The sequence below is a fragment of the Sporomusaceae bacterium genome, assembly GCA_031460455.1.
Lineage (GTDB): Bacteria > Bacillota > Negativicutes > Sporomusales > UBA7701 > Anaeroselena.
Genome location: JAVKTQ010000001.1, coordinates 651,595 through 675,314 on the forward strand (window position 1 = coordinate 651,595; position 23,720 = coordinate 675,314).

A 23,720-nucleotide genomic window follows, 5' to 3' on the forward strand; every position below is an offset into this window, starting at 1 on the left:
AGAAGCCGCCAGATGCAAGGCGGCTCCGCCGGGCGCGCCGCGCCGCGTACTCGGCACGTACGCAAGCAAGCGCCCGGTGGAACAACGCCGCAGATGGTGGCTTATCAACGTCCGCCACAGTATACGGTTTAAGGACTTCGGCGGACGACCTTGGCGCCGATTAGTTGCAGCTTCTTCTCAAACGCCTCATAGCCCCGGTCGATGTGGTATACCTGCTCGATTTCGCTGACGCCTTCGGCGGCGAGGGCGGCGAGGACGAGGGCGGCGCCGGCCCTGAGGTCGTGGGCGGCGACGGTGGCGCCGGAGAGTTTGGGGACGCCGCGGATGACGGCGGTGCGTCCTTCGACTTTGATTTTGGCGCTCATGCGGCCAAGTTCGTCGACGTGTTTGAAGCGGTTTTCGAAGATGGTTTCGGTGATGATGCTGGTGCCTTTGGCGACGGTGAGCAGGGCGAGCATGGGGGCCTGGAGGTCGGTGGGGAAGCCGGGGTAGGGCAGGGTTTTGATGTCGACGCCCCGCATTTCTCCGCCGCGGACGCGGACGCTTGTGCCGTTGCTGTCGATGCGGGCGCCGATTTCCTGCAGTTTGTCGATGACGGCGAAGAGGTGCTCGGGGATGATGTTGTCAACGACGATGTCGCCGCGGGTAAGGGCCCCGGCGATGAGGAAGGTGCCGGCTTCGATGCGGTCGGGGATGACGGTGTGCTCGGTGGGCGAGAGGCTCTCGACTCCCTGGATGCGGATGGTGTCGGTGCCGGCGCCGCTGATTTTGGCGCCCATTTTGTTGAGGAAGGTCTGGAGGTCGGCGACTTCGGGTTCGCGGGCGGCGTTGCGGATGATGGTGGCTCCGCTGGCGACGGACGCGGCCATCATGGCGTTTTCGGTGGCGCCGACGCTGGGGAAGTCGAAGTGGATTTCGCCGCCGGTGAGGTGGACGGCTTCGGCGTCGATGAAGCCGCACCGGTCGTTGACGACGGCGCCGATTTTTTCCAGGGCTTTGATGTGGAGGTTGATGGGACGCGGCCCGATGGCGCAGCCGCCCGGAAAGGAGAGCCGCACGCGGCGGAAACGGCCCAAGAGAGGTCCCATGAGGAATACGGAGGCCCGCATTTCCCGCATGAGGTGTTCGGGTATTTCTTCTTTTGAGACGCCGGTGGTGTCGATGATGAGGGTGCCGTTTTCCCGGTGGATCTTGGCCCCCAGCAGGGTGAGGATGTCTTGCATCATGGTGATGTCCCGCAGCTGCGGGATGTTGTGCAGGACGCTTACGCCGGTGGAGAGCAGCGTTGCGGCCATCAGGGGCAATGTGGCGTTTTTGGCGCCGTTCACTTTGATGTGGCCTGTTAATTGTACTTCTCCCGCGACGATAAATTTCTCCATCGTCTTTCCCTCCCCAGAAGAGTACAATCACCCGCAATTATGCAAATAAAACAGTCTGGTCTGAACAGCCGGGTTTTTAGTTGTTTTTGTGGGCCAGCCGGTCGACGAGTTCTTCGCCGCTGAGGTATATGTTCCCCGCTCCCATGGTCATGACGAGGTCGCCCGGTTCGACGATTTCGGAGAGGTAGCGGGCGATGTTGGCTTTGTCGGCGATGTAGGTGACGGGTTTGTCGGTCTGGCGCTCGACTTCTTCTTTGAGGGTTTCGCCGCTGATGCCGGGTATTGGCGCTTCACCGGCCGAGTAGATGTCGGTGAGGATGAGGAGGTCGGCCCGGGTGAAGGCGCCGCCGAATTCCTGGCGAAGGAATTTGGTGCGGGTGTAACGGTGGGGCTGGAATACGCAGATGAGGCGCTTGGGGTTGACGTCGCGCGCGGCCTCAAGGGTTGTGGCTATTTCGGTGGGGTGATGGGCGTAGTCGTCGACGATCCAGACGCCGCTGACCCGCCCTTTGGTCTGGAAGCGGCGCTTGACGCCCTGGAAGTGGCCGAGGCCGGCGGCGACCTGCTCGAAGGCGAGGCCGGCGTGGATGCCGACGACGACGGCGGCGAGGGAGTTGGCGACGTTGTGGCGGCCGGGGACGTTGATGACGACTGTGCCTAAAGGACGGCCGTGGTGGCAGGCCAGGTAGGTGGTGGTCATGCCCCGGGTTTCGATGTTTTCGGCGGTGTAGTCGGCTTCGCCGTCGAGGGCGTAGGAGATGTATTTGCGGCCGCAGTTGGGCGCGATGTCGCGGATGTAGCGGTTGTCGAAGCAGAGGACGGCGAGGCCGTTGTCTGCGGGCAGTTTGCCGATGAAGGCGGTGAAGGCGGCCAGTATGTTGTCCATGGTGCCGTAATGGTCCATGTGGTCGTTTTCGATGTTGGTGACTACGGCGACTTCGGGGTTTAGCTTGAGAAAGGAGGCGTCGCTTTCGTCGGCTTCGGCGACGAGCCATTCGCCGCCGCCCAGTTTGGCGTTGCCGTTGAGGTAGTCGATGTCGCCGCCGATGATGATGGTGGGATCAAGGCCGGTTTTCTCGAGCATGAGGGCGATCATGGAGGTGGTGGTGGTCTTGCCGTGGGCGCCGGCCACGGCGATGCCGCGCCGCTCGTCCATGAGGGCGGCGACCATTTCAGAGCGATGGTATATGGGGAGACCTTGCGTTTTGGCGGCGGCGATCTCGGGGTTGCTGCCGGCGATGGCGGTGGATACTACGATGGCTTCGGCGCCGTCGATGTTGGCGGCGTCGTGGCCAATGATTATGTTGGCTCCGAGCTGCTGGAGCCTATGTATTGTTTCGGATTTGGCAATGTCGGAACCGCTGACGGCGAAGCCCTTGGCCAAGAGTACTTTGGCTATGGCGCTCATGCCTGCGCCGCCTATGCCGACGAAGTGGATGCGGTTTAGGTTGTCGAGCAACGGATTACTCCCCTTTCCTGCCTGACGGCGCCTCCAGCGTAATGTTATTGTATGCGGGGGGCGGTGGTGGTGTGAATTTTAGGTGTTACGGCTGCCGGCGAGGTCGATGGCAAGCCTGGCGATGGCGGCGGCGGCTTCGGGACGGCCGAGTTCCCGGCTGGTGCTTGCCATGACGGCGAGGCGGGCCGGGTCGCCGAGGAGGGCCTCGATGGCGTCGGCGAGACGCGGGCCGCTGAGGTCGGCGTCGCGGATGACAAGGGCGGCGCCGCGGTTTTCGAGGACGCGGGCGTTGAATTCCTGGTGGTTTTCGGCCGCGTGGGGGTATGGAACGAGGATGGCCGGGATGCCGCGGGCGGTGAGTTCGGCGAGGCCGATGGCGCCGGCGCGGAAGACGGCGAGGTCGGCGGCTGCGAGGGCTTGCGGCATGTTGTAGAGGTAGGGAACGATGCTAATATTTCCAGTTTTGGCAATGTCTATACCGCGCTGGCCCAGCAGGCCAACTATGTTATTATACTCCCCGCTGCCGGTGGCGTGCAAGATTTGTATTTCCGGCCGGCCGGCGAAACGGGCGTGGACGTCGGCCATGGCGGTGTTGATGCTGCGGGCGCCGCGGCTGCCGCCGGCGACGAGGACGGTGAGCTTGCCGGGGGCGAGGCCGAGGGCCGCGAGGCCTTCCTCGCGGGTGGCGGTGAGGACTTCGGGGCGGACGGGGTTGCCGGTGACGACGACCTTGTCCTTGTTTGCGCCAAAATTTTTGGCGGCTTCGGCGTAGCCGACGGCGATCCTGCCGACGAAACGGGCGAGGATGCGGTTGGTGACGCCGGGGATGACGTTCTGCTCCTGGATGATCGCCGGGATGCCGAGGAGGCTGGCGGTGAGGAGGACGGGACCGCAGACGTAGCCGCCGGTGCCGATGACGACGTCGGGCCGGAAGCGGCGGATGACGGCGAGGGATTCGAAGAGGCCGGCGAAGGTTTTGAAGAGGTTGCGGAGGTTGCCGAGGGTAAGGCGGCGTTCGATGCCGCCGGCGGCGACGGTGGCGAAGGGGAAGCCTTCCTTGGGGACGATGTCGGCTTCGAGGCCCTGTTCGGTACCGACGAAGAGGATGTCGGCGGGCTGTATTTCTGTTATGGCGCGGGCGATGGTGAGGGCGGGGTAGATGTGGCCGCCGGTGCCGCCGCCGGAAATTATCACTTTCATGTTCATTCTCCTTGGGCAGGCCGTTGATGGCCCCGTATGCTGTGTTGCGGCTTCGGCCGCCATCCTCAACGTACGTTCGAGTACGTTTCCGGTGTCGGCCTCGCCGCGCCTTGCCTACGGGCCCCTGAACGGCCTGCGCACAGTACATTTTGAGTGACGGGGATTATTAGAACGGCGATTCCCGCCCCTTCATTTCAATGATACGTAGCGGGAAATATTCAATAAAATGCCGACGCCGGCTAAGGTGAAGATAAGCGCTGAGCCGCCGAAGCTGAGGAAGGGTAATGGTATGCCGGTGACGGGCATGGAAGCGGTGACGACGGCGATGTTCATGAGCGCCTGGACGATGATCATGCTGGTGAGGCCGGCGGCGAGGATGCTGCCGTAGACGTCGGGGGCGGCGATGGCGATTTTGAGGCCGCGCCAGGCGAAGAGGAAGAAGAGGACGATGACGGTGACGGTGCCGATGAGGCCCAGTTCTTCGCCGAGGATGGCGAAGATGAAGTCGGTGTGGGGCTCGGGAAGGTAGAGGAATTTTTCGCGGCTGCGGCCGAGGCCGACGCCGAACAGTCCGCCGGAGCCGATGGCGTAGAGGGACTGGATGATGTGGTAGCCGCTGTCGAGCGGGTCGGCCCAGGGGTCGCTGAAGGCGAACAGGCGCCTGAGGCGGTAGGGCTCGATGATAATGGCGACGACGATGCCGGCGACGCCGGCGAGGCCGAGGGAGGCGAGATGGGCGATTTTCGCCCCGGCGGTGAAGAGGAGGACGAAGACGGTGCCGCCGATGGCAAGGGCGGTGCCGAGGTCGGGCTCTTTGAGGATGAGGCCGAAGACGACGAGCAGGATGGCGAGCTGGGGCAGAAGGCCGCGGACGAAGCTGGTTATTTTGTCCTGGTTGCGGGCGAGGCTCTCGGAGCAGAAGAGGACCATGCTGAGTTTGGCGATTTCCGAGGGCTGGAGGTAGAGGGAGCCGAAGCCGAGCCAGCGGCGGGCGCCGTTGACGACTTTGCCCAGGCCGGGGATGAGGACGAGGACGAGCAGGATGAGGGTGACGATGATGATGGGCTTGGACAGGCGCCGCCAGACATGGTAGTCGATGCTCATGGTGAAGAGCATGGCCGCGATGCCGAGGGCGGCCCATACGAGCTGGCGTTTGAGGAAGTAGTAGCTGTCGTCGAAGTTGACGTGGGCCGAGACCGCGCTGGAACTGTAGACCATAACAACGCCGATCGCCAGGAGGACGATTACCGTGAAAAAGATGACGAAGTCGGGCGACTTGGGTCGGACCGCCACATTCACTCCTCCTATCTCAGGCGGCGTACAAGGTCTTTGAAGATTTTCCCCCGTTCTTCGTAGTTGTTGAACATGTCGTAGCTGGCGCAGGCCGGCGAGAGGAGGACGAGCTGGGGCGGGCGGGCCAGGCTGTGGGCCAGGGCTACGGCGGCCGGGAAGTCGGCGGCGCGGCGGATGTCTTTGACGCCGTGACGCTCGGCGGCGGCGGCGAACCTTTCTGCGGCTTCGCCGATGAGGATGAGGTGGTCGACTTTTTCCCGGGCGAGGCTCATGAATTCGCCGAGGTCGGTGTTTTTGTCGCGCCCGCCGGCGATGAGGATGATGTGGGCGGGGAAGGCTTCGAGGGCTTTGATGGATGATTCGGGGTTGGTGGCTTTGGAGTCGTTGTACCAGGTGACGCCGTTTATCGTTTCGACGGGCTCGATGCGGTGCTCGACGCCGGTGAAGGCGCTAAGGACGGCGGCCATGTCGCTGGGCCGGGCGCCGGCGAAGTAGGCGGCGGCGCAGGCGGCCAGGGCATTTTCGACGTTGTGGGCGCCGGGTATTTTGAGGGCGGCGAGGGGGCAGATGTCGAGGGTTTCGTCGAGCCAGGTGAGCTTTATGATGCCGTCTGCGACGTAGAAGCCGACAGGCAGTTTTACGGTGCGGCTGAAGTAGACGACTTGGGAGGGGGCCCGCTGGGCCATGGCGCGTACGGCGGGGTCGTCGTAGTTGAGGATGAGGTAGTCGTCGCTGGTCTGGTTGGCGAAGACGCGCTCTTTCATGGCCTGGTAGGTGGCGAAGTCGCGGTGGCGGTCGATGTGGTCGGGGGTGAGGTTGAGGATGGCGGCGATGTGGGGCTTGAAGGCGCTGACGCCTTCGAGCTGAAAACTTGATATTTCGGCGACGACGACGCCGTCGGGGCTGACGCCCTGCACTTCGGCGGACAGGGCCTGACCGATGTTGCCGCCGACGACTACTTCCCTACCGGCTGCTTTGAGGATTTCGCCGGTGAGGGTGGTGGTGGTGGTTTTGCCGTTGGTGCCGGTGATGGCGACGATGGGGGCTTTGGTGAGCCGGTAGGCGATTTCTATTTCGCTCATGACGGCGATGCCGCGCTGCTGGGCGGTCTCGACGAGCGGGATGTAGACGGAGACGCCGGGCGAGAGGACGAGGATGTCGACGCCGTCCAAAAGGGCTTCGTCCTGGCGGCCGAGGGCGAGGGCGACGCCGGCGGCGGCGAGGGCTGTGATGTCGTGCTTGAGCTGGTCGGCGGGTTTGGCGTCGCTGAGGGTGACGGCGGCGCCGTGGCCGGCGAGGATGCGGGCGACGGAGATGCCGCTGATGGCGGCCCCGAGGACGAGGATTTTTTTATTTTCGAATTCCATTGTTACATTCCTCCCTGGCTTGCTACGAGTGTTATCAGTCCCAGTGCGGCGAAGACGGCGCCCGCCAGCCAGAAGACGGCGACGACTTTGGTTTCGGACCAGCCGCCGAGTTCGAAGTGGTGGTGGATGGGGCTCATGCGGAAGACGCGTTTGCCGGTGGATTTGAAGGAGATGACCTGGATGATGACGGATAGGGCTTCGATGACGAAGACGCCGCCGACGATGACAAGCAGGAGCTCGGTTTTGGTGAGGACGGCGACGGCGGCCAGCGCCCCGCCGAGGGCGAGCGACCCGGTGTCGCCCATGAAGACTTTGGCGGGGTGGGCGTTGTAGCGGAGGAAGCCGAGGGCGGCGCCGGCGAGGGCCAGGCAGAAGACGGCCAGGGGCTCTTTGCCGAAGGCGAGGGCGATGACGGCGTAGGCGGCGGCGGCGATGGTGGTGGTGCCGGCGGCGAGGCCGTCGAGGCCGTCGGTGAGGTTGACGGCGTTGGTGGTGCCGATGAGGACAAGGAAGATAAGGATGTAGTAGAGCGGGCCGAAGTCGACATTGGCGCCGAGGAAGGGTATCCACAGGTCGGTGCCGCGGCCGAAGTAGGTGGTGGCAATATAGGCGAGGGCGACGGCCATGATGATCTGGCCGAGGATTTTCTCGCGGGCTTTGAGGCCGAGGTTGCGTTTGAGGACGACTTTGATATAGTCGTCGAGGAAGCCGATGAGGCCGTGGCCGAGGGTGACGAAGAGGGCCAGCCATACTTCGGCGCTTTTGCCGGCGAAGATTATGGCCGGGACGGTGAGGGCGACGAGGATAAGGATGCCGCCCATGGTGGGGGTGCCGGCTTTGGCCAGGTGGCGTTGGGGGCCTTCTTCGCGGATGCTCTGGCCGAATTTGAGGCGGCGCAGGGCGGGGATGACGACCGGCCCCAGGGCCAAGGCGATGAGGAAGGCGACCGCCGCGGGGTAGAGTAACTGTTGCATTGAAACGAAACCTCCAGTGAACTATGACGCGTTCTTCGTGATCTTCCGAATTGTGCGATGCTGTCTAGTAAGCTCCAGCTGCAAGGCGCACCGGAGGCTGACACCACCGTGTCCTCCGCGACAACGTTTAGAAGCATTGTTTGCACAGGACCTATTTAACAGCATCGCGCGTACACGAACGTACGCTGAGGATGGCAGCCGAGGAGCAACGCCGCAGCTGGACTTAATAGACAGCATCCCCTGTTATTTAAATACGGCCAGCATTTTTTCCATCTTCATGCCGCGGGAGCCCTTTACTAGAACAGTATCCCCCGACCGGAGGAGCTTGCGGAGGGCTTCGGCGGCTTCGTCGTGACCGGCGCAGGCGACGGCGACCTTGACGCCGCCTTCAAGGGCGGATGCGGCGATGTTGCGGGCCGCCTCGCCGACGGTGACGACGACTTGGACGCCGCTGTCGGCGAGCAGCTCGCCGACCCGGCTGTGGGCGGCGGCGGCGAGTTCGCCGAGCTCAAGCATGTCGCCGAGGACGGCGACTTTGCGGCCTCTGGCGACCATGCCGAGGGTGTCGATGGCGGCCTGCATGGAGAGGGGGCTGGCGTTATAGGCGTCGTTTATGACGGTGTAGGGGCCGAGATTTTCGATGGCGAGGCGCATGGCGCTGGCCTGGAAGGTGGCGAGGCCGGCGTTGATTTCGCCGGGGCCGAGGCCGAGTTCGAGACCGACGGTGATGGCGGCGAGGGCGTTGTAGATGTTGTGTTTGCCGACGGCCGGCACGCTGACGGGGAAACGGCCGCCGGGGTGGACGCAGTCGAAGGCGGTGTCGCGTTCGCCGGAGGCGATGTTTTCGGCCCGCACGTCGGCGTCGGGGCCGAGGCCGTAGAGTACGACGCGGGCCGCGGTTTTGGCGCGCATGGCTTTGACGATGGGGATGTCGGCGTTGAGGATGACGAGACCGTCGGCGGCGATGGCTTCGACGAGTTCGCCTTTGGCGGCGGCGATGTTTTCGACGCTGCCGAGCACTTCGACGTGGGTTTCGCCGACATTGGTGATGACGGCGACGGTGGGGGCGGCGATGGCGGCCAGGCGGCTGATTTCGCCGCGGGCCCGCATGCCCATTTCGACGACGGCGGCCTGGTGGTCGGCGGTGAGGCCGAGGAGGGTTTGGGGGAGGCCGATGTCGTTGTTGTAGTTGGCCTGGGTTTTGAGGACGCGCAGGCGGCCGGAGAGGACGGCGGCGGTCATGTCTTTGGTGGTGGTCTTGCCGTTTGAGCCGGTGATGCCGATCACCGGGAGGGTGAAGCGGCGGCGGTGGTAACGGGCGATGTCCTGGAGAGCGGCGAGGGTGTCGGCTACGAGGATGGCGGTGGTCTTTTCGGGGACATAAGCTTCGCGGCTGGAGACGACGACGCCGGCGGCGCCGTTATCGACCGCCCTGAGGAGGAAGTCGTGGCCGTCGAAGTTTTCGCCCTTGAGGGCGACGAAGAGGTTGCCGCGTTTGATTGTGCGGGTGTCGGTGGATACGCCGTTGAAGGCTGAGCGGTGGGCCGCGCCGGCCAGGGAGCCGCCGGTGGCTTCGAGGACTTGGCTGACGGTGAATTCGGCCATCAGTTCATCTCCTTGATGATCTCGCGGGCCACGGCCCGATCGTCGAAATCGATGGTTTTGTCTTTGAGGACCTGGTAGGTTTCGTGGCCTTTGCCGGCGATGACGACGACGTCGTCGCTCTGGGCGAGGCGCAGGGCGCGGGCGATGGCGGTACGGCGGTCGGCGATTATTTCGTAGCCTTTGGCGGCGGTCTGTTTTTCTTTGAGGCCGACTTCGATTTCGGCGAGGATGGCGGCGGGGTCTTCGCTGCGGGGGTTGTCGGAGGTGGCGATGACGATGTCGCCGTAGTCCATGGCCAGCCGCCCCATGATGGGCCGCTTTGTGCGGTCGCGGTCGCCGCCGCAGCCGAAGACGACGATGATGCGGCGGGTGGCGAACTGGCGGGCGGTGCGGAGGATGTTTTCAAGGCCGTCGGGGGTGTGGGCGTAGTCGACGATTACGGTGTAGGGTTGGCCGGCGTCGACAAGCTCGAAGCGTCCGGGGACGCTGGTGAATTGTTCGAGGGTCTGTTTGATGACGGCCGGGCCGATGCCTTCAATGAGGGCGGCGCCGACGGCGGCGAGGACGTTGTAGACGTTGAAGACGCCGGTTATTTTGAGATTGAGCGGCAGTTCGCCGAAGGGCCCCTTGACGGTGAAGGAGGCGCCGCGGGCCCGGACGCTGATATCAGTGGCGCTGAGGTCGGCGGGCTTTTCGACGCCGTAGGTGAGCTGACGGCAGCCGCAGGCGGCGAGCATGGCGGGAGCGGCCGGGTCGTCGGTGTTGACGACGGCGGCTTTATTGGTTTTCGTCGCGCCGGGGGCCGAGATTAGGCTGAAGAGCTCGGCTTTGGCGGCGATGTAGTTTTCGAAGGTGTGGTGGAAGTCGAGGTGGTCGCGGGTGATGTTGGTGTAGACGCCGACGTCGAATTCGCAGCCGGCGATGCGGCCAAGGGCGATGGCGTGGGAGGAGACTTCCATGATGGCGTGGGTGACGCCGGCGGCGACCATGTCGGCGAATAGGGCTTGGAGGTCGATGACGTCGGGGGTGGTGTTTTTGACGGGGAAGGTTTTGTCGCCGATGATGGTGTGGATGGTGCCGATGAGGCCGACGCGGTGGCCGGCGGCAAGCAGGAGGGCGCGGATAAGATGGGTGGTGGTGGTTTTGCCGTTTGTGCCGGTGACGCCGATGAGGCGGAGCTTGCGGCTGGGATAGTCGTAAAAGCACGGGGTGATTGCAAGCATGGCGGCGCGGGTGTCGGGGACCCTGAGAACGGCGACGCCGCTCTCCACGGGGACGTCCCTGTCGATGAGGACGGCGGCCGCGCCCTGGCGGCAGGCGGCGGCGACGAAGTCGTGACCGTCGGCTTTGCTGCCGGCGAGGGCGACGAATAGCGCGCCGGGCCTGACGGCCCGCGAGTCGTAGGCGATGGAGGTGATCTCCCGGCCGGCGTCGCCGGTGATCTGTACTTTTTTGAGTTGTGCTGCAAGCTGCTGGATGGTTTTCATGGTAGCCTCCGAAATCTGTCGTTCTCTTGCGCAGGCCGTTCAGGGCCTCGCAGGCAAGGCGGCTCCGACTGGCGCGCCGCGACGGCCCTGGATGGGCCTAGTGCCGGGCGCGCCATGGATGGCGCCAGCGCCCGGCCGCCGCGTACTCGGAACGTACGCAAGCAAGCGCCAGGCGGAACAACGCAGCCTGCGGGGTCATCAACGGCCTGCCCCTGTTAAGGAGCTAAAGGCTTTATATTAGTATTACCTGAATTTCCAAAATTAGCCGGTTGTGCTTGGAAGTGCACGCTCACCTTGCTGCCGGCCGGGACTTTGCCGCCGGGCGGCGGGTCCTGCCGGTCGGCGGGGCCGCTCCCTCCTTCCGGGCCGATGAGGAGGCCGAGTTCGGCGAGCAGGACGGTAGCTTCGCGGGGGGCGAGGCCGGTAAGGTCGGGGATGGTAATTTCGCCGCCGTAGCGGGGGGTCTGGGTGTAAAGGAGGACGTTGGCGCCGGCGGGTACGCGGCTGGCGGGTTTAGGGACCTGGTCGGCGACCCGCTCCCCTGCTTCCTCGACTCGGGCGGTCAGGCCGGCGGCCTTTAGTTCGCGGACGGCGTCGGCGACCGGGAGGTTGATGACGGCGGGCACGGTGAGATGGGTTTCCTGGTCGTGCTTGCCGGCCGGCCCGCCTTGGGGGGCGATCTGGAGGTACTGGAGAATGTCGCGCATGACGGCGCCGAAGACGGGGGCGGCGATGAGGCCGCCGTAGTAAGGGCCGACAGGTTCGTCGATGATGACGAGGAGGGCGATGCGGGGGCTGTCGGCGGGGGCGAAACCTACGAAGGAGGCGACGTAGCGCCCCTGGGCGTAGCCCCTCTCCCCCACTTTCTGGGCGGTGCCGGTTTTGCCGGCTATGCGGAAGCCTTCGATGAAAGCATTTCTGCCTGTTCCTTCTTCAACAACTTTTTCCAAAATTCCTTTGACGGTGTGGGCGGTTTTGACATCTAGCACCCTGGCGACCGGGTCGGGGGCGAAGGCGCGGGTGACGCGGCCGTCTTTGTCGCGCACTTCCCTGACGATCTGGGGCCTGAGGAGTTGGCCGTCGTTGGCGATGGCGGCGGCGGCGGTGATGAGCTGGATGGGGGTGACGGCGATGCTTTGGCCGATGGCCATGGTGGCGATGTTGATGGGTTTGACTTTGGCGTGGTCGACCATGAGGCCGCGCGCTTCGCCGGGGAGGTCGACGCCGGTGGGTTTGTTGAAGCCGAAGGCGGCGATGTGGCGGTAGAAGGCGTCGGCGCCGAGCCGCAGGCCGACGTTGACGAAGCCGACGTTGCAGGAGTTTTTGACGACTTCGACAAAGCTCTGGCTGCCGTGACCGCCGTGACGCCAGCAGTGGATGTGGCGGCCCTGGACCTCGACGGAGCCGGGGTCGAAGAAGCGGTCTTCGGGGCGGACGACGTTTTCGCCAAGGGCGGCGGCGGTGGTGATTATTTTGAAGGTGGAGCCGGGTTCGTAGGCGTTGGAGACGGCGCTGTTGCGCCAGAGCTTGGGGCTGAAGGCGGCGAAGTCGTTGGGGTCGTAGTCGGGTTTGTTGGCGAGGGCGAGGATTTCGCCGCTGGCGGGAGCGATGGCTATTATGCTGACCCGCTGGGCCTGGGTGTCGCGCAGGACTTTCTCGAGTTCGCGTTCGACGATTTGCTGGATGACGGTGTCGATGGTGAGGTGGATGTCCTGGCCGGGGACGGGCGGTATGTAGCGGTGGGTGGCCTGGGGTATCTCGTGGCCGCGGGCGTCGTATTCGACGACGACGGCGCCGGGGCGGCCGCGCAGGTAGCTGTCGAAGGTGAGTTCGACGCCGTCAAGGCCCTGGCTGTCGATGCCTGTGAAGCCGAGGATATGGGAGGCGAGGCGGCCTTGCGGGTAGTGACGGCGGTTTTCCTGGGTGAGGCCGATGCCGGGAAGGCCGAGCTTGCGTACTTCGAGGGCGGCGGCGGGATCGATTTTGCGTTTGATCCACAGGAAGGACTGGCGCTGTTTGAGTTTGGCGGCCAGTTTTTCCCGGTCCAATGTCAAAAGAGCAGCCAATCTGGCTGCTGTTTCCTCAGGGTTCCGTATTTCGGCGGGTATGGCGTATACCGACTCGCTGCTGACGCTGACAGCCAGTTCGCGGCCGTGGCGGTCGTAGATGACGCCGCGCCTCGCTTCGACGGGTATTTCCCTTACCCGCTGGTCGGTGGCGCTTTCCGCTAGCCATGGGCTCCGGTAGGATTGCAGGTAGACGAGGCGGCCGACGAGGCCGACCATGACGAGAGCGACAAACAGAAAGAGCACCGCTGCCCGTTTGCGGATGGTGACGTGCGATGCAGATACCACGCGCTTCCTCCCCCCATCGGTGAGTTTAGCGCCCTTTGCTCGCCTCCGCTTTGCTCATTGTGAGCATGCCGACCACTTTGCCGTTTTTCCCGCCGGCGACTGTGCCGGAGGAGGGCGGGGCGGCGGTCGCGTAGTAGGTGTTCTGCGGGGTGACCATGCCGAGTTGATTGGTGGCGATCTGCTGGATGCGCTGCGGCGATTTGAGCTTGGCGATCTCCAGGCGGAGAAGTTCGTTGTCCCGTTCCAGTTTGGCGGCTTGGGCTTTCATTTCGACAAGGCCGTAGCCGGAGTGCACCATCACGGAGCTGTGGACGGTGATGAGCATGGCGAGGGCGGCGGCGAGCAGGACGAGCTGCAGAAACTGCTTCCTGAGGCTCGGATACGGCCGCGGCTGTGCTACAACTACGGCGAGCGGGGCCCGTTCGGGTTCCGGCAGCTGCACCCACTCCTGTTTGCGATTCACTAACATAGTATTTGCCCTCCCTGGAGATTAGAACATTATCTTCCCTGGTTATACCTTTTCCGCCACCCTGAGTTTGGCGCTGCGGGACCGGGGGTTGGCCTCAAGCTCGGCCGGCGATGGGGGGACCGGCTTGCCGAGGGCTCTGACTTTGGGGGTGTTGCCGCAGACGCACATGGGGAAATCCTTGGGACAGAGACAGCCTTTCGCCAGGTCCTGGATGGTCTGTTTGGCGATGCGGTCTTCGAGGGAGTGGAAGGTTATTACGCATAGCCGGCCACCGGGGACGAGCCGCTGAGCGGCTGTTTCGAGGGCGGCGCGGAGGATGCCGAGTTCGTCGTTGACGGCGATGCGGATGGCCTGAAAGGTCCGTTTGGCGGGGTGGGGCCCTTCGCGGCGGGCGGCCGCGGGGATGGCCTTTTTGATTGTTTCCGCAAGCTCGCCGGTGGTGCGGAGCGGACGGCGGGCGCGTTCGGCGACGATGGTGCGGGCGATCTTTTTCGCCCAGCGTTCTTCGCCGTAGTCGAAGATTATCTTGGTGAGACGGGCTTCGTCCCAGGTGTTGACGATTTCGTGGGCGGTGAGGACGCCCGCCGGGTTCATGCGCATGTCGAGCGGTCCGTCCTGCATGTAGGAGAAGCCGCGTTCGGCGATGTCGAGCTGGTGGGAGGAGACGCCGAGGTCGAAGAGGATGCCGGTGACGGCGGGTACGCCGAGGTCGTCGAGGACGTCGCCGAGGGAGGTGAAGTTGCTGTGGACGACGGTAACCCGGCAGGGCGCGTTCCGCAGCCGGGTCTGGGCGGCCTTGAGAGCCGCGGGGTCTTGGTCGATGCCGATGAACCAGGCCGATGGACTGAGGCGCCCGGCGACGGCTGCGGCATGCCCGCCGCCCCCGAGGGTGCAGTCCACGTAGATGCCGGCCGGGTCGGTGACCAGTGCGGCGACCGTTTCTGCGAGAAGAACGCTTGTGTGTTGAAAGTCCATGTCAGCCTCCGGCTAGATGCCGAGGTCCACCAGGTTTTCGGCGATGGTGGCGACATCGGGGCCAATCTTGGCGTTGTATTCGTCCCAAGCTTCTTTGCCCCAGATTTCGATGCGGGTCGACACGCCGATGACGACGACGTCTTTGTCGAGCTTGGCGTGTTCCCTGAGGTTGGCGGGCAGGAGCACTCGGCCCTGTTTGTCGGCTTCGAGCTCGGCCGCGCCGGCGAAGAAGAAGCGGACGAAGGCGCGGGCCTCGGGTTTGGCAAGCGGCAGTTGCTTGAGCTTGTTCTCTAGGATGGCCCACTCTTCGGGGCTGTATACGAACAGGCAGTTGTCGAGGCCTTTGGTGGCGATGAACTTCTCGCCAAGGTCCTCGCGGAACTTGGCCGGGAAAATGAGGCGCCCTTTGTTGTCGATGGTATGGAGATATTCCCCCATGAACATGGCCTCATCACCACCTCGGCGTTAGTTTCAACCACTTTACACCACAATCCACCACTTTTATGTACTTTTTCTCGACAAATTGAAAAAATCCTTCATATTTTTGAAGGATTTTTTTGCTTTAATTATTTGTTTGGGTGCTTTGACTTTAACAAATAAGCATCAGGCACAAGATGTTGTGGTGGTCCGTCACAAAACCCCTATATATGCAGGTCACCAGCCATTTTATGGAAGAAAAAAATTTTAAAATTTTTTTTGAAAATGCGCCGCGGAGGCAGGAAATACGAGGGGTTGAACGCTGTTTTCGGGGGTTGACAGGATTGTGGAGGGACACTTATCTGGCACAAGCGGTTGTGGCGGATGCTGCTTATGGGCGGCCGGGAGTGGCAGAAGCCGGAGGCCGTTCAGAAGTGCCCAGATGCAAGGCGGACCGGATAAGCAGGCACACAACGCTTTAGCGTTGATGTGATCGCTTATACCCGAAAGGGTGCGAGCGCGCCGCGCCGCGTACTCGGAATGTACGCAAGCAAGCGCTCTGAGGACCAACGCCGCAGATGGGTGCTGCTGGGCGGCCGGGGACTATTGACGCAAGGAGGAGAAGTAGGCGTCCATATCTCTGGTAAACCACCCCATCGGCACACGGAAGGTGTTTAAAAAGGCTTTGTCGGGGTCGGCGCCGTGGTGGAGCTGCTGGTAGAAGTAGACGACCTTGTCGAAGCCGGCGTCGGCGACGAGTTTGTTGAGCATGAGGGTGGACATGGCGTAGACGGGATAGCCTTTGCCGGAGAGGCCGCTGAAGACGGCGTAGTTCTTGCTGGCAAGCTCGGCGGCGCTGGGGATGACCTTGGCGTGCTTGACGCGCAGCTGCTCCATGGCCAAAAAGACGCCGGCGGGCGCGAAACCGGCCTTTTCGGAGGCTTTCATGCGAAAGAGTTCGGGGGCGGCTTCGACCATCCAGTTGACGGTGCCGAGCTTGCCCCATTGGCTCTGGACCTGGTGGAAAATTTCGTGGGGGAGGACGCGGTATACTTCCTGGCGGTCGCGCTTCAAGGCGTCGCTGCCTTTGAGGATGATGACCGGCCGCTGGCCGAGGCTGACGCCCGCGCTCTGTTTGGCGGTCTGCTCGGCTTTTTCGCGGGTGTAGCCGTTGCTGACCAAGATGCGGACGTAGTCTTCGTGGTCGGCGGAGACGATGACGGTAATGGGCCGGGTGAGGTAGATGCGGTATTCGGCGAGCAGGTCGGCGACTGTGTCGAGGCTGGCTTCGACGTTGTCGCGGAGCTGTTGGGGCGCACTGGAGTCGTAGGCGACTTTGACCCACGACCGCTCGGCGGCGAAGGCGGGCGCGGCGACGGCAAGGATGAGCAGGGCGGTAAGCAAGGCCAGAAACGGCCGGCGGAGGTGTAAGGTCATGGAGTTGTCTCCCCTCTCCCCGATTCTTGTCTGATGGTTAGTATTCTGCGTGCGGGCCGCGCCTTCCTTTTTCCTGCGGGCGGCCCAGATGGCGAGGTAGGCAGGATTTTGGCGAAGCGCGAAGAAGGGAAAATTATAGTACTATTCGCTGGAGGTAATGACGATGCTGATGAAGCGGTTGATAATGTTTGTGACGATGGCAACGGTGTTGTGCGCGCTGGCTGGGACGGCGCTGGCGGCGGAGTCGTGGGCGACCGACCCGAAGACGGGGGCGAAGGTGGGCTTTGTCCATCCTTTTTACGCTCTCACCGCGGCGAGTTGGTCGGGCCCGGTGGCGGACGGCAAGGCGGAGGGCAGCGGGACGCTGGTCGCGACTGTCCGCGCCGGCAAAACGGTTTACACCATCCAGATACAGGGCGAGATGCACGCCGGCCTGCTGAACGGCAAGGCGAGCGGCAAGTGGTCGGACGGCGATACGTTCGAGTCGAATTTTATCAACGGCGTCGGCGAGGGCCGGGGGTTCATCAAGTACGCGACCCGGAACGGCCGCGTTTATGAGGGCGATTTCAGCAACAGCCTGCCGAACGGCCAAGGTGTTTATAAAGAGGCCAACGGCAAGGTTATTTACGAGGGGGAGTGGAAGGACGGCGCGCCGGTGACGCGGCCGCTGCTCGACAAGGTGCTGGGCATTCCCTGGGGCGCGTCCGAGGATGAGGTGAAGAAGGCGCTGCTGGCGCGGCCGAAGACTTCGCTGCAGTGGAGCGGCAAGATCGACGGCGGCGCGACCGCGCAACGCTTCTGGGGGCCGTTCAACAACGAGGATCAATGGATTACGGCTTACTTTCTCGACGGCAAGCTGTTCCTGGTGGAAATGATTCGGATGGTGCCGGAAAGCAAAGTGGATGAGGCCATGGAAAAATTCGCGGCCACGCTCAAGGGCCTGGCGGAACGGTACGGTCCGGCGGACATCGAGACAGGTAAGTATATGGACACCACCAACGCCTGGGTCTGGCCGGCGAAGTACGCGATCCGCGCGATCGTCGAACGGCAGGCGGGGGCAAACCCGCCGGCGTTCGCCGTGCGGCTGGTTTATGTCGAGGCGGCCGGTTATCTGAAATATGAGGAGAAGTCGGCTCCGGCGAGCGTGAAGTCGGAGTATTAGCAGTACGCAGAGAAAATGTTGGCGGAGGGGTATGGATGCGGAAAGCGCGGTTTTCGATGGTGATATTGGCGGTTGTGGCGCTGCTGGCTTTTGCCGGGACGGCGCTGGCGGCGGAGTCGTGGGTGACCGACCCGAAGACGGGGGCGAAGATCGGCTGGGATTCGCCGTCTATGACGCTGACGTCGGCCAGCTGGTCGGGGCCGGTGACGGACGGCAAGGCGGAGGGCAAGGGAACGCTGGCGATCGCGACGACGAATACGCTTACCGGCGAAACTTCTACCGGGCAGCTGGAGGCTGAGATGACGGCCGGCAAGCTGAACGGCAAGGTTCGCGGCAAGTGGTCGAACGGCGATACTTTCGACGGCAATTACACCGACGGGCGCACCGACGGCAAGGGGGTCTACAGGTGGACCACCAGCCGCAACGGCCGTTTTTACGAAGGCGAGTTCAAGAACGGCCTCCAGGACGGACAGGGTGTTTATAAGGAAGCGAACGGCAAGGTGATCTACGAGGGCCAGTGGAAGGACGGCACACCGGCGACGCGGCCGAACCTCGACAAGGTGCTGGGCATACCCTGGGGGGCGACGCAGGACGAGGTGAAGAAGGTTATGCAGGAGCGGCCGAATACTTCGCTGCGGTATGCCTGGAGGGAGGGCTCGCGCAATGTCCAGCAGTATCTGGGCCCGTTCAACGACAGATCGCACTGGATTTTCTTCTGGTTCAACGAGGGCAAGCTGTACGCCGTGGCGGCCCATGTCTCGGCGCCGGAGGCCCAGGTGGACAGGGTGATGGAGGCGCTGGAGACGACCCGTAAGGGGATGACGGAGCGCTACGGCCCGGCGGATACGGATACGGGCAAGTATTTGGACACCAAGCTGTACTGGTTCTGGCCGGGCAAATACCGGATCACGCTGTCGATCGAACGGCAGAGCGCGCCGGAGCCGGGGTTCGGTATGTGGCTGCGCTACGCGGATGTGGCGGCGCTGTATAAGGCGGAAGGCACTAAGGCGTCCGCGGCGAAGAACGATTTTTAGGGAGGGAAGCGAAAACCCGCTGCCGGGAGGCAGCGGGTTTTAATGTTAGTGCAGGAGATTAACGATGTGAGATAAAGGCCGTTCAGAAGCCTTCAGATACAAGGCGCACCGGAGGATGACACCGGAAGCGTACACGATAGTACGCTGAGGATGGCAGCCGAGGAGCAACGCAGTAGATGGAGGCTTATCAACGGCCGTCAGTTTTTGAAGATGCTCAGTCTTTCGAGAAGCGGGGCTGCGGTGAGCCGACAGTAGAAGCTGCGGAAGGTTTTGCCGCTGTGGTAGATGGGGATGCGCTCAAGGGCGTAGGGGTCGCTCTCTAAGCCGACCTGGCCGAAGCGGGTGGTGAAGGCTGCCCGGTAACCGGCCTGGCGGACGAGTTCTTCGATCCTGAGGGTGTAGGCGCCGGTGGGATAGGCGAAGTAGCGGGGTTTGACGCCGAGCTGGCGTTCTAGCTCGCCGGCCGATTCGGCGAGCTCGGCGGCGGCCTGCTCGGCGGTGAGTTTGGTAAGGGGCTGGTGGCTGACGGTGTGGGAGCCGAAGACGAAGCCGTTTTTGTGCATTTCCCGCACCTGATCCCAGGTCATGTAGCGGTCGTCGGCGCCGATGAAGCCGGTGATGAGGAAGACGGTGGCGGTGAAGCCGTATTTTTTGAGGATGGGGTAGGCGTTGGCGTAGTTGTCGGCGTAGCCGTCGTCGAAGGTGATGAGGACGGGCTTGTCGGGCAGATGACGGCCGTATTTGAGGTAGCCCATGAGCTGGTCGGGGGTGATAGAGTGATAACCGTTTTCGGCCAGGTGGCTGATCTGGTCTTCGAATTCGCCGGGGGTAAGCGACAGGCCGTGGTCGACGGTGTCGATCTTGTGGTAGTTGAGTACGGGGACGTCGGTGAGGTCTAGCGGCAGGTGCTGGCGGCCGGCGACGGCCCTGGCGCCGGTGATGGCGGAGGCGAGGAGGACGAAGAGGAGCAGGGCGGCCAGGCACGCCAGGGCTGTGCGTTTTTTCAGGTAATGAGTATACATGCCTCTCCCCCTCCTCTCTCCCACTACGTTGTGGAATACTATTCGCCGTTCCTTATGTACTGTGCGAATTCGTTTAAAAGCTCCAGATGCAAGGCGCACCGGAGGATGACACCGGAAGCGTACACGGTGGTACGCTGAGGATGGCAGCCGAGGAGCAACGCCGCAGATGGACTTTTAAACGAATTCCCCCTTATTTACACACATCAATCACGGTAGCGCCGGTTATCTCCTTTAATCTGTCAGGACTGACGGGGAGGGCCGAGTTGGCCGTGCCGGCCGCGGCGTAGACGATGGCGAAGTCCCACAGGCTGCGGTCGAGGTAGAGGGGGACGCCGGGGAGGATGCCGACGGGGGAAACGCCGCCGGGCGGGAAGCCGGTTTCGGTCTGGACGGTTTCGGCGTCGGCGAAGCGGATTTTCTTGGCGCCCAGTTCGCGGGCCAGGGCTTTGGTGTCGGTTTTTTTGTCGCCGCAGGTGGTCAGGAGCACCGGCCGGCCGTCGGCGAGGAAGCAGAGCGTTTTGGCGATCTGGGCGGGGGTGACGCCGAGCGCCTGGGCGGCCAGTTCGGAGGTGTGGGTGCTGCTGTCGAAGAGGATGATTTCGAGGTCGGGAAATTGACTGAGAAAGTTTTTGACGCGTTCGAGGGGCAAGGTGGGTACCTCCTTATTGTTCCTCTGCCGGAGGACGGCGGCCGCAAAGCAGCAGGCCGAGGGCGGCGGCGGCGGCGGCCAGGATGCTGAAGAGCCGGGCGAGGCTGACGCCGCAGACGATTTCGCCGTCGAGGCGCAGGCCGGCGAAGTAGTAGTGCCCGGCCGCGTAGAGGATGATGTATGTGAGGAAGAGGGCGCCCGCCGGGAGGCTCCTGAGAGCCCGGCCGGCAGTGAGGAGCGCGAGCAGGAGGAGGACGTTCCAGGCCGATTCGTACAGGAATACGGGGTGGAAGTAGTCGAACTGTTCGTAACCGGCCGGCCGGAGGGCGTAGTCGATGTAGACGCCCCAGGCGAGGTTGGTGGGGTAGCCGAAGGCTTCCTGGTTGAAGAAGTTGGCCCATTGGCCGACAGCCTGTCCGCCGGCGAGGGCTGGGGCGGCAAGGTCGGCCCACGTCCAGAAGCGGACGCGCCGCCGCCGGGTGTAGAGAAAGAGGACGAGGATGAAGGCGAGCAGGGCGCCGTGGACGGCCAGCCCTCCCTGCCAGAGGCAAAGGGCGTCGAGCGGGCTGTCGCGATAGAGGCGCCAGTTGGCGGCGACATAGTAGGCGCGGGCGCCGACGACGCCGGCCGGCACGCTCCAGAAGAGGAGGTCGAAGACGGGTTCGATGGGCAGGGATTGCCGCCTGGCCTGCCAGATAACAATGAAAAAAGCGGCCAAAACAGCGGCGGCGACGATAAGCCCGTACCAGTAGAAGTGCAGCGGTCCCAGCGTGAATGCTATTTTGCCCATTTTCAAGTCACCCTCGTATCGGCCGGTGTCCTCATGTTGCGGGTCCAATTTTCCGATAGTGTAATTTTAACTCCTGGGCAAAAAAAATACCAGCTTTTTTGCCGTATAATTGCGTGTATCGAGGCCATAATAACAGCGAGGGTTCGTAATGGTCGAGCCAAGATCGGTATCGGATCCTGCGCCGGGTTCGGTATCGGTCGGCCAAAGATTGGTGTCAGGTCTGTCGGGCTTGGCATCAGTCGGCGGGCAGATCGCTGTGTGTCTTGTAAGGCTGTACGGCAGCCCAACTGTTGTCGTGTGGTCAAAAGGGATGTGCAGCGGTCGAGCTAAGACTGCCAAGGGTTCCGTAGATCTTCCGGGAATCTTCCAGAGGTCTGCCGTTGTCGGGAGACTGCGGCAGGTTTCGTAGGTATCTTTGGCAGTCGAGCAAAGGTCGGTGTTGGTTGTGTAATGCTTGTGCGTAGCCGAAAGGTTGCGTATAGGTATGTAGTGATCAGCATCGGCTGTAGCGTAGATCATTACGGGCTCTCTTCATTTTCGCGCACCGGGACTTGAAAAATGGTTATACAAGCTTCTTCCTTTTGTGGTATAATATTTTTGCGTTGTCAAACTTGTCCCGAAAGGAGGAACAACCTATGGTAATCGACAAGAACATGAGCATCATCGAGGTGGTGCAGAAATACCCGAAAACCGTGGAGGTTTTCCGCAACTACGGCATGGGCTGCCTGGGCTGCGCCGCCGCCCGCTTCGAGAATATCGAGCAAGGCGCGACCGCCCACGGCATCGACGTGGAGGCGCTGATCGCCGACCTGAACAAGGCGACGGGCGAAGGCTGCGGCGGCGGCGGATGCTGCGGCTGCGGAAGCTGATAAGGCGAGCCAAAAAACAGGGTGATTAACCCTGTTTTTTTTTGTTGGCGTTTATGCTTTTGTCGTCGCCATCAGCCCGCGGTATTCCTTATCCAGCCTGGCGGCCTCGTCCTTGTCGCGGGTTACCGATAGTCTGGCGAGTATTTCCGCGCGGCGGTGTTCGCGGACGATGTCGCTTTCTTTTGCCGCGCCGGGGAGCGGGGCCTGCTGCCGGTCGAGGTATTGGCGGTAGTTGCCGGCGAAGGGACGGAGTTTTCCGGCGTCGACGAATAGCAGGCGGGTCGCCACTCTGTCGATGAACCGCCGGTCATGCGAGACGAACAGCAGCGTTCCCGCGTAGTCGGCCAGTACTTCCTCCAGAGCGGCCAGCGAGGACAGGTCGAGGTAGTTGGTCGGCTCGTCGAGCAGCAGGAAGTTGGCGTCGCTGACAATGATTTTGGCCAGGCTTACCCTCGTCCGTTCGCCGCCGCTGAGTACGCCGGCCGGCTTGAATACGTCTTCGCGGCGAAAGAGCAGCCGGGCGAGCAGGCTGCGCACGGCGCCCTCGTCGTGCACGCTGGCGGCCATGACGTTGGCGAGCAGCGTTTTTGCGGGGTCGAGATTTTCCATGCTCTGGGCGAAGTAGCCGATGCGAGCCTGGGGAGCAAGGCTGATCCGCGCATCGCGGCCGACGATCATATTGAGGAGGGTGCTTTTGCCTGAGCCGTTGTTGCCGCAGAGCGCCACTTTTTGGCCGGCCGGGAGGCTGAAGTCGGCTTTGTCGAATATGACCCGGCTGCCGAAGCGTTTATCGAGCCCCTCGCCGCGGACGGCGATTTTGCTGTGCAGGCCGCCGGTATAGCCGAAGGGGAACGTTATCGCCGGACCGGTTTGCGGCTTTTCCGCGACCGGCAGTTTTTCGAGCCGCGCCTCCATCGCCTTGACGGCTTTGTCGAGGTTGGCCTTGGCTTTCTGGTTGCCCATTTTGTGCAGGCGGGCTTCGGAGTTGCCCATCCTGGCGGGGGTTTTTCGCGTGGCGGCGGCGCGGGCTTTGCGGTCGGCGATGGCGGTTTGCAGCTGGTTTCTCTTGTCGGTGTATTTCTCGTATTCCCGCTCGCGGTGCTTCCTGGCGTTGTCTTTTTGCGCAAGGTAAGCGGTGTAGTTGCCCCGATATGCCTGAAGCCCGCCATTATCTATTTCCCAGATGGTGTCGCATACCGCGTCGAGAAGCAGGCGGTCGTGGGATACGAGGACGAGCGTGCCCTGGAAGGCCTGAAGTTTGGCCTGGAGGAGTTCCCGGCCTTTTATGTCGAGGTTGGCCGCAGGTTCGTCGGCCAGGAGGAGCGGGGCTTGCTCGCTCAGTGCGGCGGCGATTTTGAAGCGGGTCTGTTCGCCGCCGCTCATGTGGCCCGCATAGGCCTTGGCGACGGCGAATTCGCCGGCGGCGAGCGGGTCTAGCGTGCGCCCGGACATGGGGGCGCCGAGTTGAGAGATCGAGGAGTACGGGCAGTTTCTGCGGACGTGCCCTTCATCGGGCTGCACTTCGCCGGCCAGTATCGCCAGCAAGGTGGATTTGCCGACGCCGTTGCGGCCGACGACTCCGATCTTATCGCCTCTGTTGATTTTCAGGTTGTCTATTTTAAGGAGACGACGGTCGTTGACGTATTTGACGATGTCGCTTAGTTCGAGCAACAAAAAGACCCCTCCTTTGCGGAGAGGACGGGCTATAGACAAACGGGCGTAAAAAAATGCGTCTACAGCCAATCCCCTTTAGAATCGCCGATGAGCATGCGAAACAC

The 23,720-nt window shown here is 62.9% G+C and carries 20 protein-coding genes; 3 read left to right on the forward strand and 17 right to left on the reverse strand.

Annotated features, from left to right (window positions below; translation table 11 throughout):
- Positions 1-128: 128 nt before the first annotated feature.
- From murA to RIN56_03535, 13 genes are all read right to left on the reverse strand, one after another.
- Positions 129-1,379 carry a UDP-N-acetylglucosamine 1-carboxyvinyltransferase gene (gene murA, locus RIN56_03475; protein ID MDR7865850.1) on the reverse strand — a complete coding sequence of 417 codons (1,251 nt, stop codon included), beginning with the start codon at positions 1,377-1,379 and terminating at the stop codon, positions 129-131.
- Between the two features lie 76 nt (positions 1,380-1,455).
- Positions 1,456-2,838, reverse strand: coding sequence for a UDP-N-acetylmuramate--L-alanine ligase (gene murC / locus RIN56_03480; GenBank protein MDR7865851.1), 1,383 nt, complete (start codon positions 2,836-2,838; stop codon positions 1,456-1,458).
- 78 nt (positions 2,839-2,916) lie between these two features.
- On the reverse strand, positions 2,917-4,038 hold the full coding sequence (gene murG / locus RIN56_03485; protein MDR7865852.1) for an undecaprenyldiphospho-muramoylpentapeptide beta-N-acetylglucosaminyltransferase: 1,122 nt from the start codon (positions 4,036-4,038) through the stop codon (positions 2,917-2,919).
- Positions 4,039-4,227: 189 nt separating this feature from the next.
- On the reverse strand, positions 4,228-5,331 hold the full coding sequence (gene spoVE / locus RIN56_03490) for a stage V sporulation protein E (protein ID MDR7865853.1): 1,104 nt from the start codon (positions 5,329-5,331) through the stop codon (positions 4,228-4,230).
- Between the two features lie 11 nt (positions 5,332-5,342).
- Positions 5,343-6,698, reverse strand: coding sequence for a UDP-N-acetylmuramoyl-L-alanine--D-glutamate ligase (murD, locus tag RIN56_03495; GenBank protein ID MDR7865854.1), 1,356 nt, complete (start codon positions 6,696-6,698; stop codon positions 5,343-5,345).
- A 2-nt stretch (positions 6,699-6,700) separates the two neighbouring features.
- A complete protein-coding gene (gene mraY, locus RIN56_03500) occupies positions 6,701-7,672 on the reverse strand; it encodes a phospho-N-acetylmuramoyl-pentapeptide-transferase (GenBank protein MDR7865855.1) in 972 nt (323 codons plus the stop codon).
- Between the two features lie 243 nt (positions 7,673-7,915).
- Positions 7,916-9,277 (reverse strand): UDP-N-acetylmuramoyl-tripeptide--D-alanyl-D-alanine ligase, encoded by a 1,362-nt coding sequence (gene murF, locus RIN56_03505; GenBank protein MDR7865856.1) that lies wholly within the window; start codon positions 9,275-9,277, stop codon positions 7,916-7,918.
- Positions 9,277-10,764 carry a UDP-N-acetylmuramoyl-L-alanyl-D-glutamate--2,6-diaminopimelate ligase gene (locus RIN56_03510; protein ID MDR7865857.1) on the reverse strand — a complete coding sequence of 496 codons (1,488 nt, stop codon included), beginning with the start codon at positions 10,762-10,764 and terminating at the stop codon, positions 9,277-9,279. Before RIN56_03510 ends, murF begins: the two co-directional genes overlap by 1 nt.
- Positions 10,765-10,979: 215 nt before the next feature.
- On the reverse strand, positions 10,980-13,118 hold the full coding sequence (locus RIN56_03515) for a stage V sporulation protein D (GenBank protein ID MDR7865858.1): 2,139 nt from the start codon (positions 13,116-13,118) through the stop codon (positions 10,980-10,982).
- A 25-nt stretch (positions 13,119-13,143) separates the two neighbouring features.
- A complete protein-coding gene (locus RIN56_03520; GenBank protein MDR7865859.1) occupies positions 13,144-13,587 on the reverse strand; it encodes a cell division protein FtsL in 444 nt (147 codons plus the stop codon).
- A gap of 42 nt (positions 13,588-13,629) precedes the next feature.
- Positions 13,630-14,562 carry a 16S rRNA (cytosine(1402)-N(4))-methyltransferase RsmH gene (rsmH, locus tag RIN56_03525; protein ID MDR7865860.1) on the reverse strand — a complete coding sequence of 311 codons (933 nt, stop codon included), beginning with the start codon at positions 14,560-14,562 and terminating at the stop codon, positions 13,630-13,632.
- Between the two features lie 12 nt (positions 14,563-14,574).
- Positions 14,575-15,006: a division/cell wall cluster transcriptional repressor MraZ gene (gene mraZ, locus RIN56_03530; protein MDR7865861.1), complete on the reverse strand. Its 432-nt coding sequence runs from the start codon at positions 15,004-15,006 to the stop codon at positions 14,575-14,577.
- A gap of 576 nt (positions 15,007-15,582) precedes the next feature.
- On the reverse strand, positions 15,583-16,416 hold the full coding sequence (locus tag RIN56_03535) for a hypothetical protein (GenBank protein ID MDR7865862.1): 834 nt from the start codon (positions 16,414-16,416) through the stop codon (positions 15,583-15,585).
- A 169-nt stretch (positions 16,417-16,585) separates the two neighbouring features.
- On the opposite strand from RIN56_03535, the gene RIN56_03540 reads away from it, so the two are divergent.
- Both RIN56_03540 and RIN56_03545 read left to right on the forward strand, forming a co-directional pair.
- Positions 16,586-17,578 (forward strand): hypothetical protein, encoded by a 993-nt coding sequence (locus tag RIN56_03540; protein MDR7865863.1) that lies wholly within the window; start codon positions 16,586-16,588, stop codon positions 17,576-17,578.
- Between the two features lie 35 nt (positions 17,579-17,613).
- The gene (locus RIN56_03545; GenBank protein MDR7865864.1) at positions 17,614-18,612 is read left to right on the forward strand and encodes a hypothetical protein; all 999 of its coding nucleotides are present in this window, start codon (positions 17,614-17,616) and stop codon (positions 18,610-18,612) included.
- Between the two features lie 197 nt (positions 18,613-18,809).
- Here RIN56_03545 and RIN56_03550 read toward each other — a convergent pair whose 3' ends face one another.
- The 3 genes from RIN56_03550 to lgt form a co-directional block, all read right to left on the reverse strand.
- Positions 18,810-19,634 carry a polysaccharide deacetylase family protein gene (locus RIN56_03550; GenBank protein MDR7865865.1) on the reverse strand — a complete coding sequence of 275 codons (825 nt, stop codon included), beginning with the start codon at positions 19,632-19,634 and terminating at the stop codon, positions 18,810-18,812.
- Positions 19,635-19,824: 190 nt separating this feature from the next.
- Positions 19,825-20,283, reverse strand: coding sequence for a YbaK/EbsC family protein (locus tag RIN56_03555; protein MDR7865866.1), 459 nt, complete (start codon positions 20,281-20,283; stop codon positions 19,825-19,827).
- Positions 20,284-20,296: 13 nt separating this feature from the next.
- Positions 20,297-21,073: a prolipoprotein diacylglyceryl transferase gene (gene lgt, locus RIN56_03560; protein MDR7865867.1), complete on the reverse strand. Its 777-nt coding sequence runs from the start codon at positions 21,071-21,073 to the stop codon at positions 20,297-20,299.
- A gap of 635 nt (positions 21,074-21,708) precedes the next feature.
- On the opposite strand from lgt, the gene RIN56_03565 reads away from it, so the two are divergent.
- Entirely contained in the window at positions 21,709-21,942 is a 234-nt protein-coding gene (locus RIN56_03565) for a DUF1858 domain-containing protein (GenBank protein ID MDR7865868.1), read from the forward strand.
- Between the two features lie 51 nt (positions 21,943-21,993).
- Here RIN56_03565 and abc-f read toward each other — a convergent pair whose 3' ends face one another.
- Positions 21,994-23,616, reverse strand: coding sequence for an ABC-F type ribosomal protection protein (gene abc-f, locus RIN56_03570; GenBank protein ID MDR7865869.1), 1,623 nt, complete (start codon positions 23,614-23,616; stop codon positions 21,994-21,996).
- Positions 23,617-23,720 lie beyond the last annotated feature (104 nt).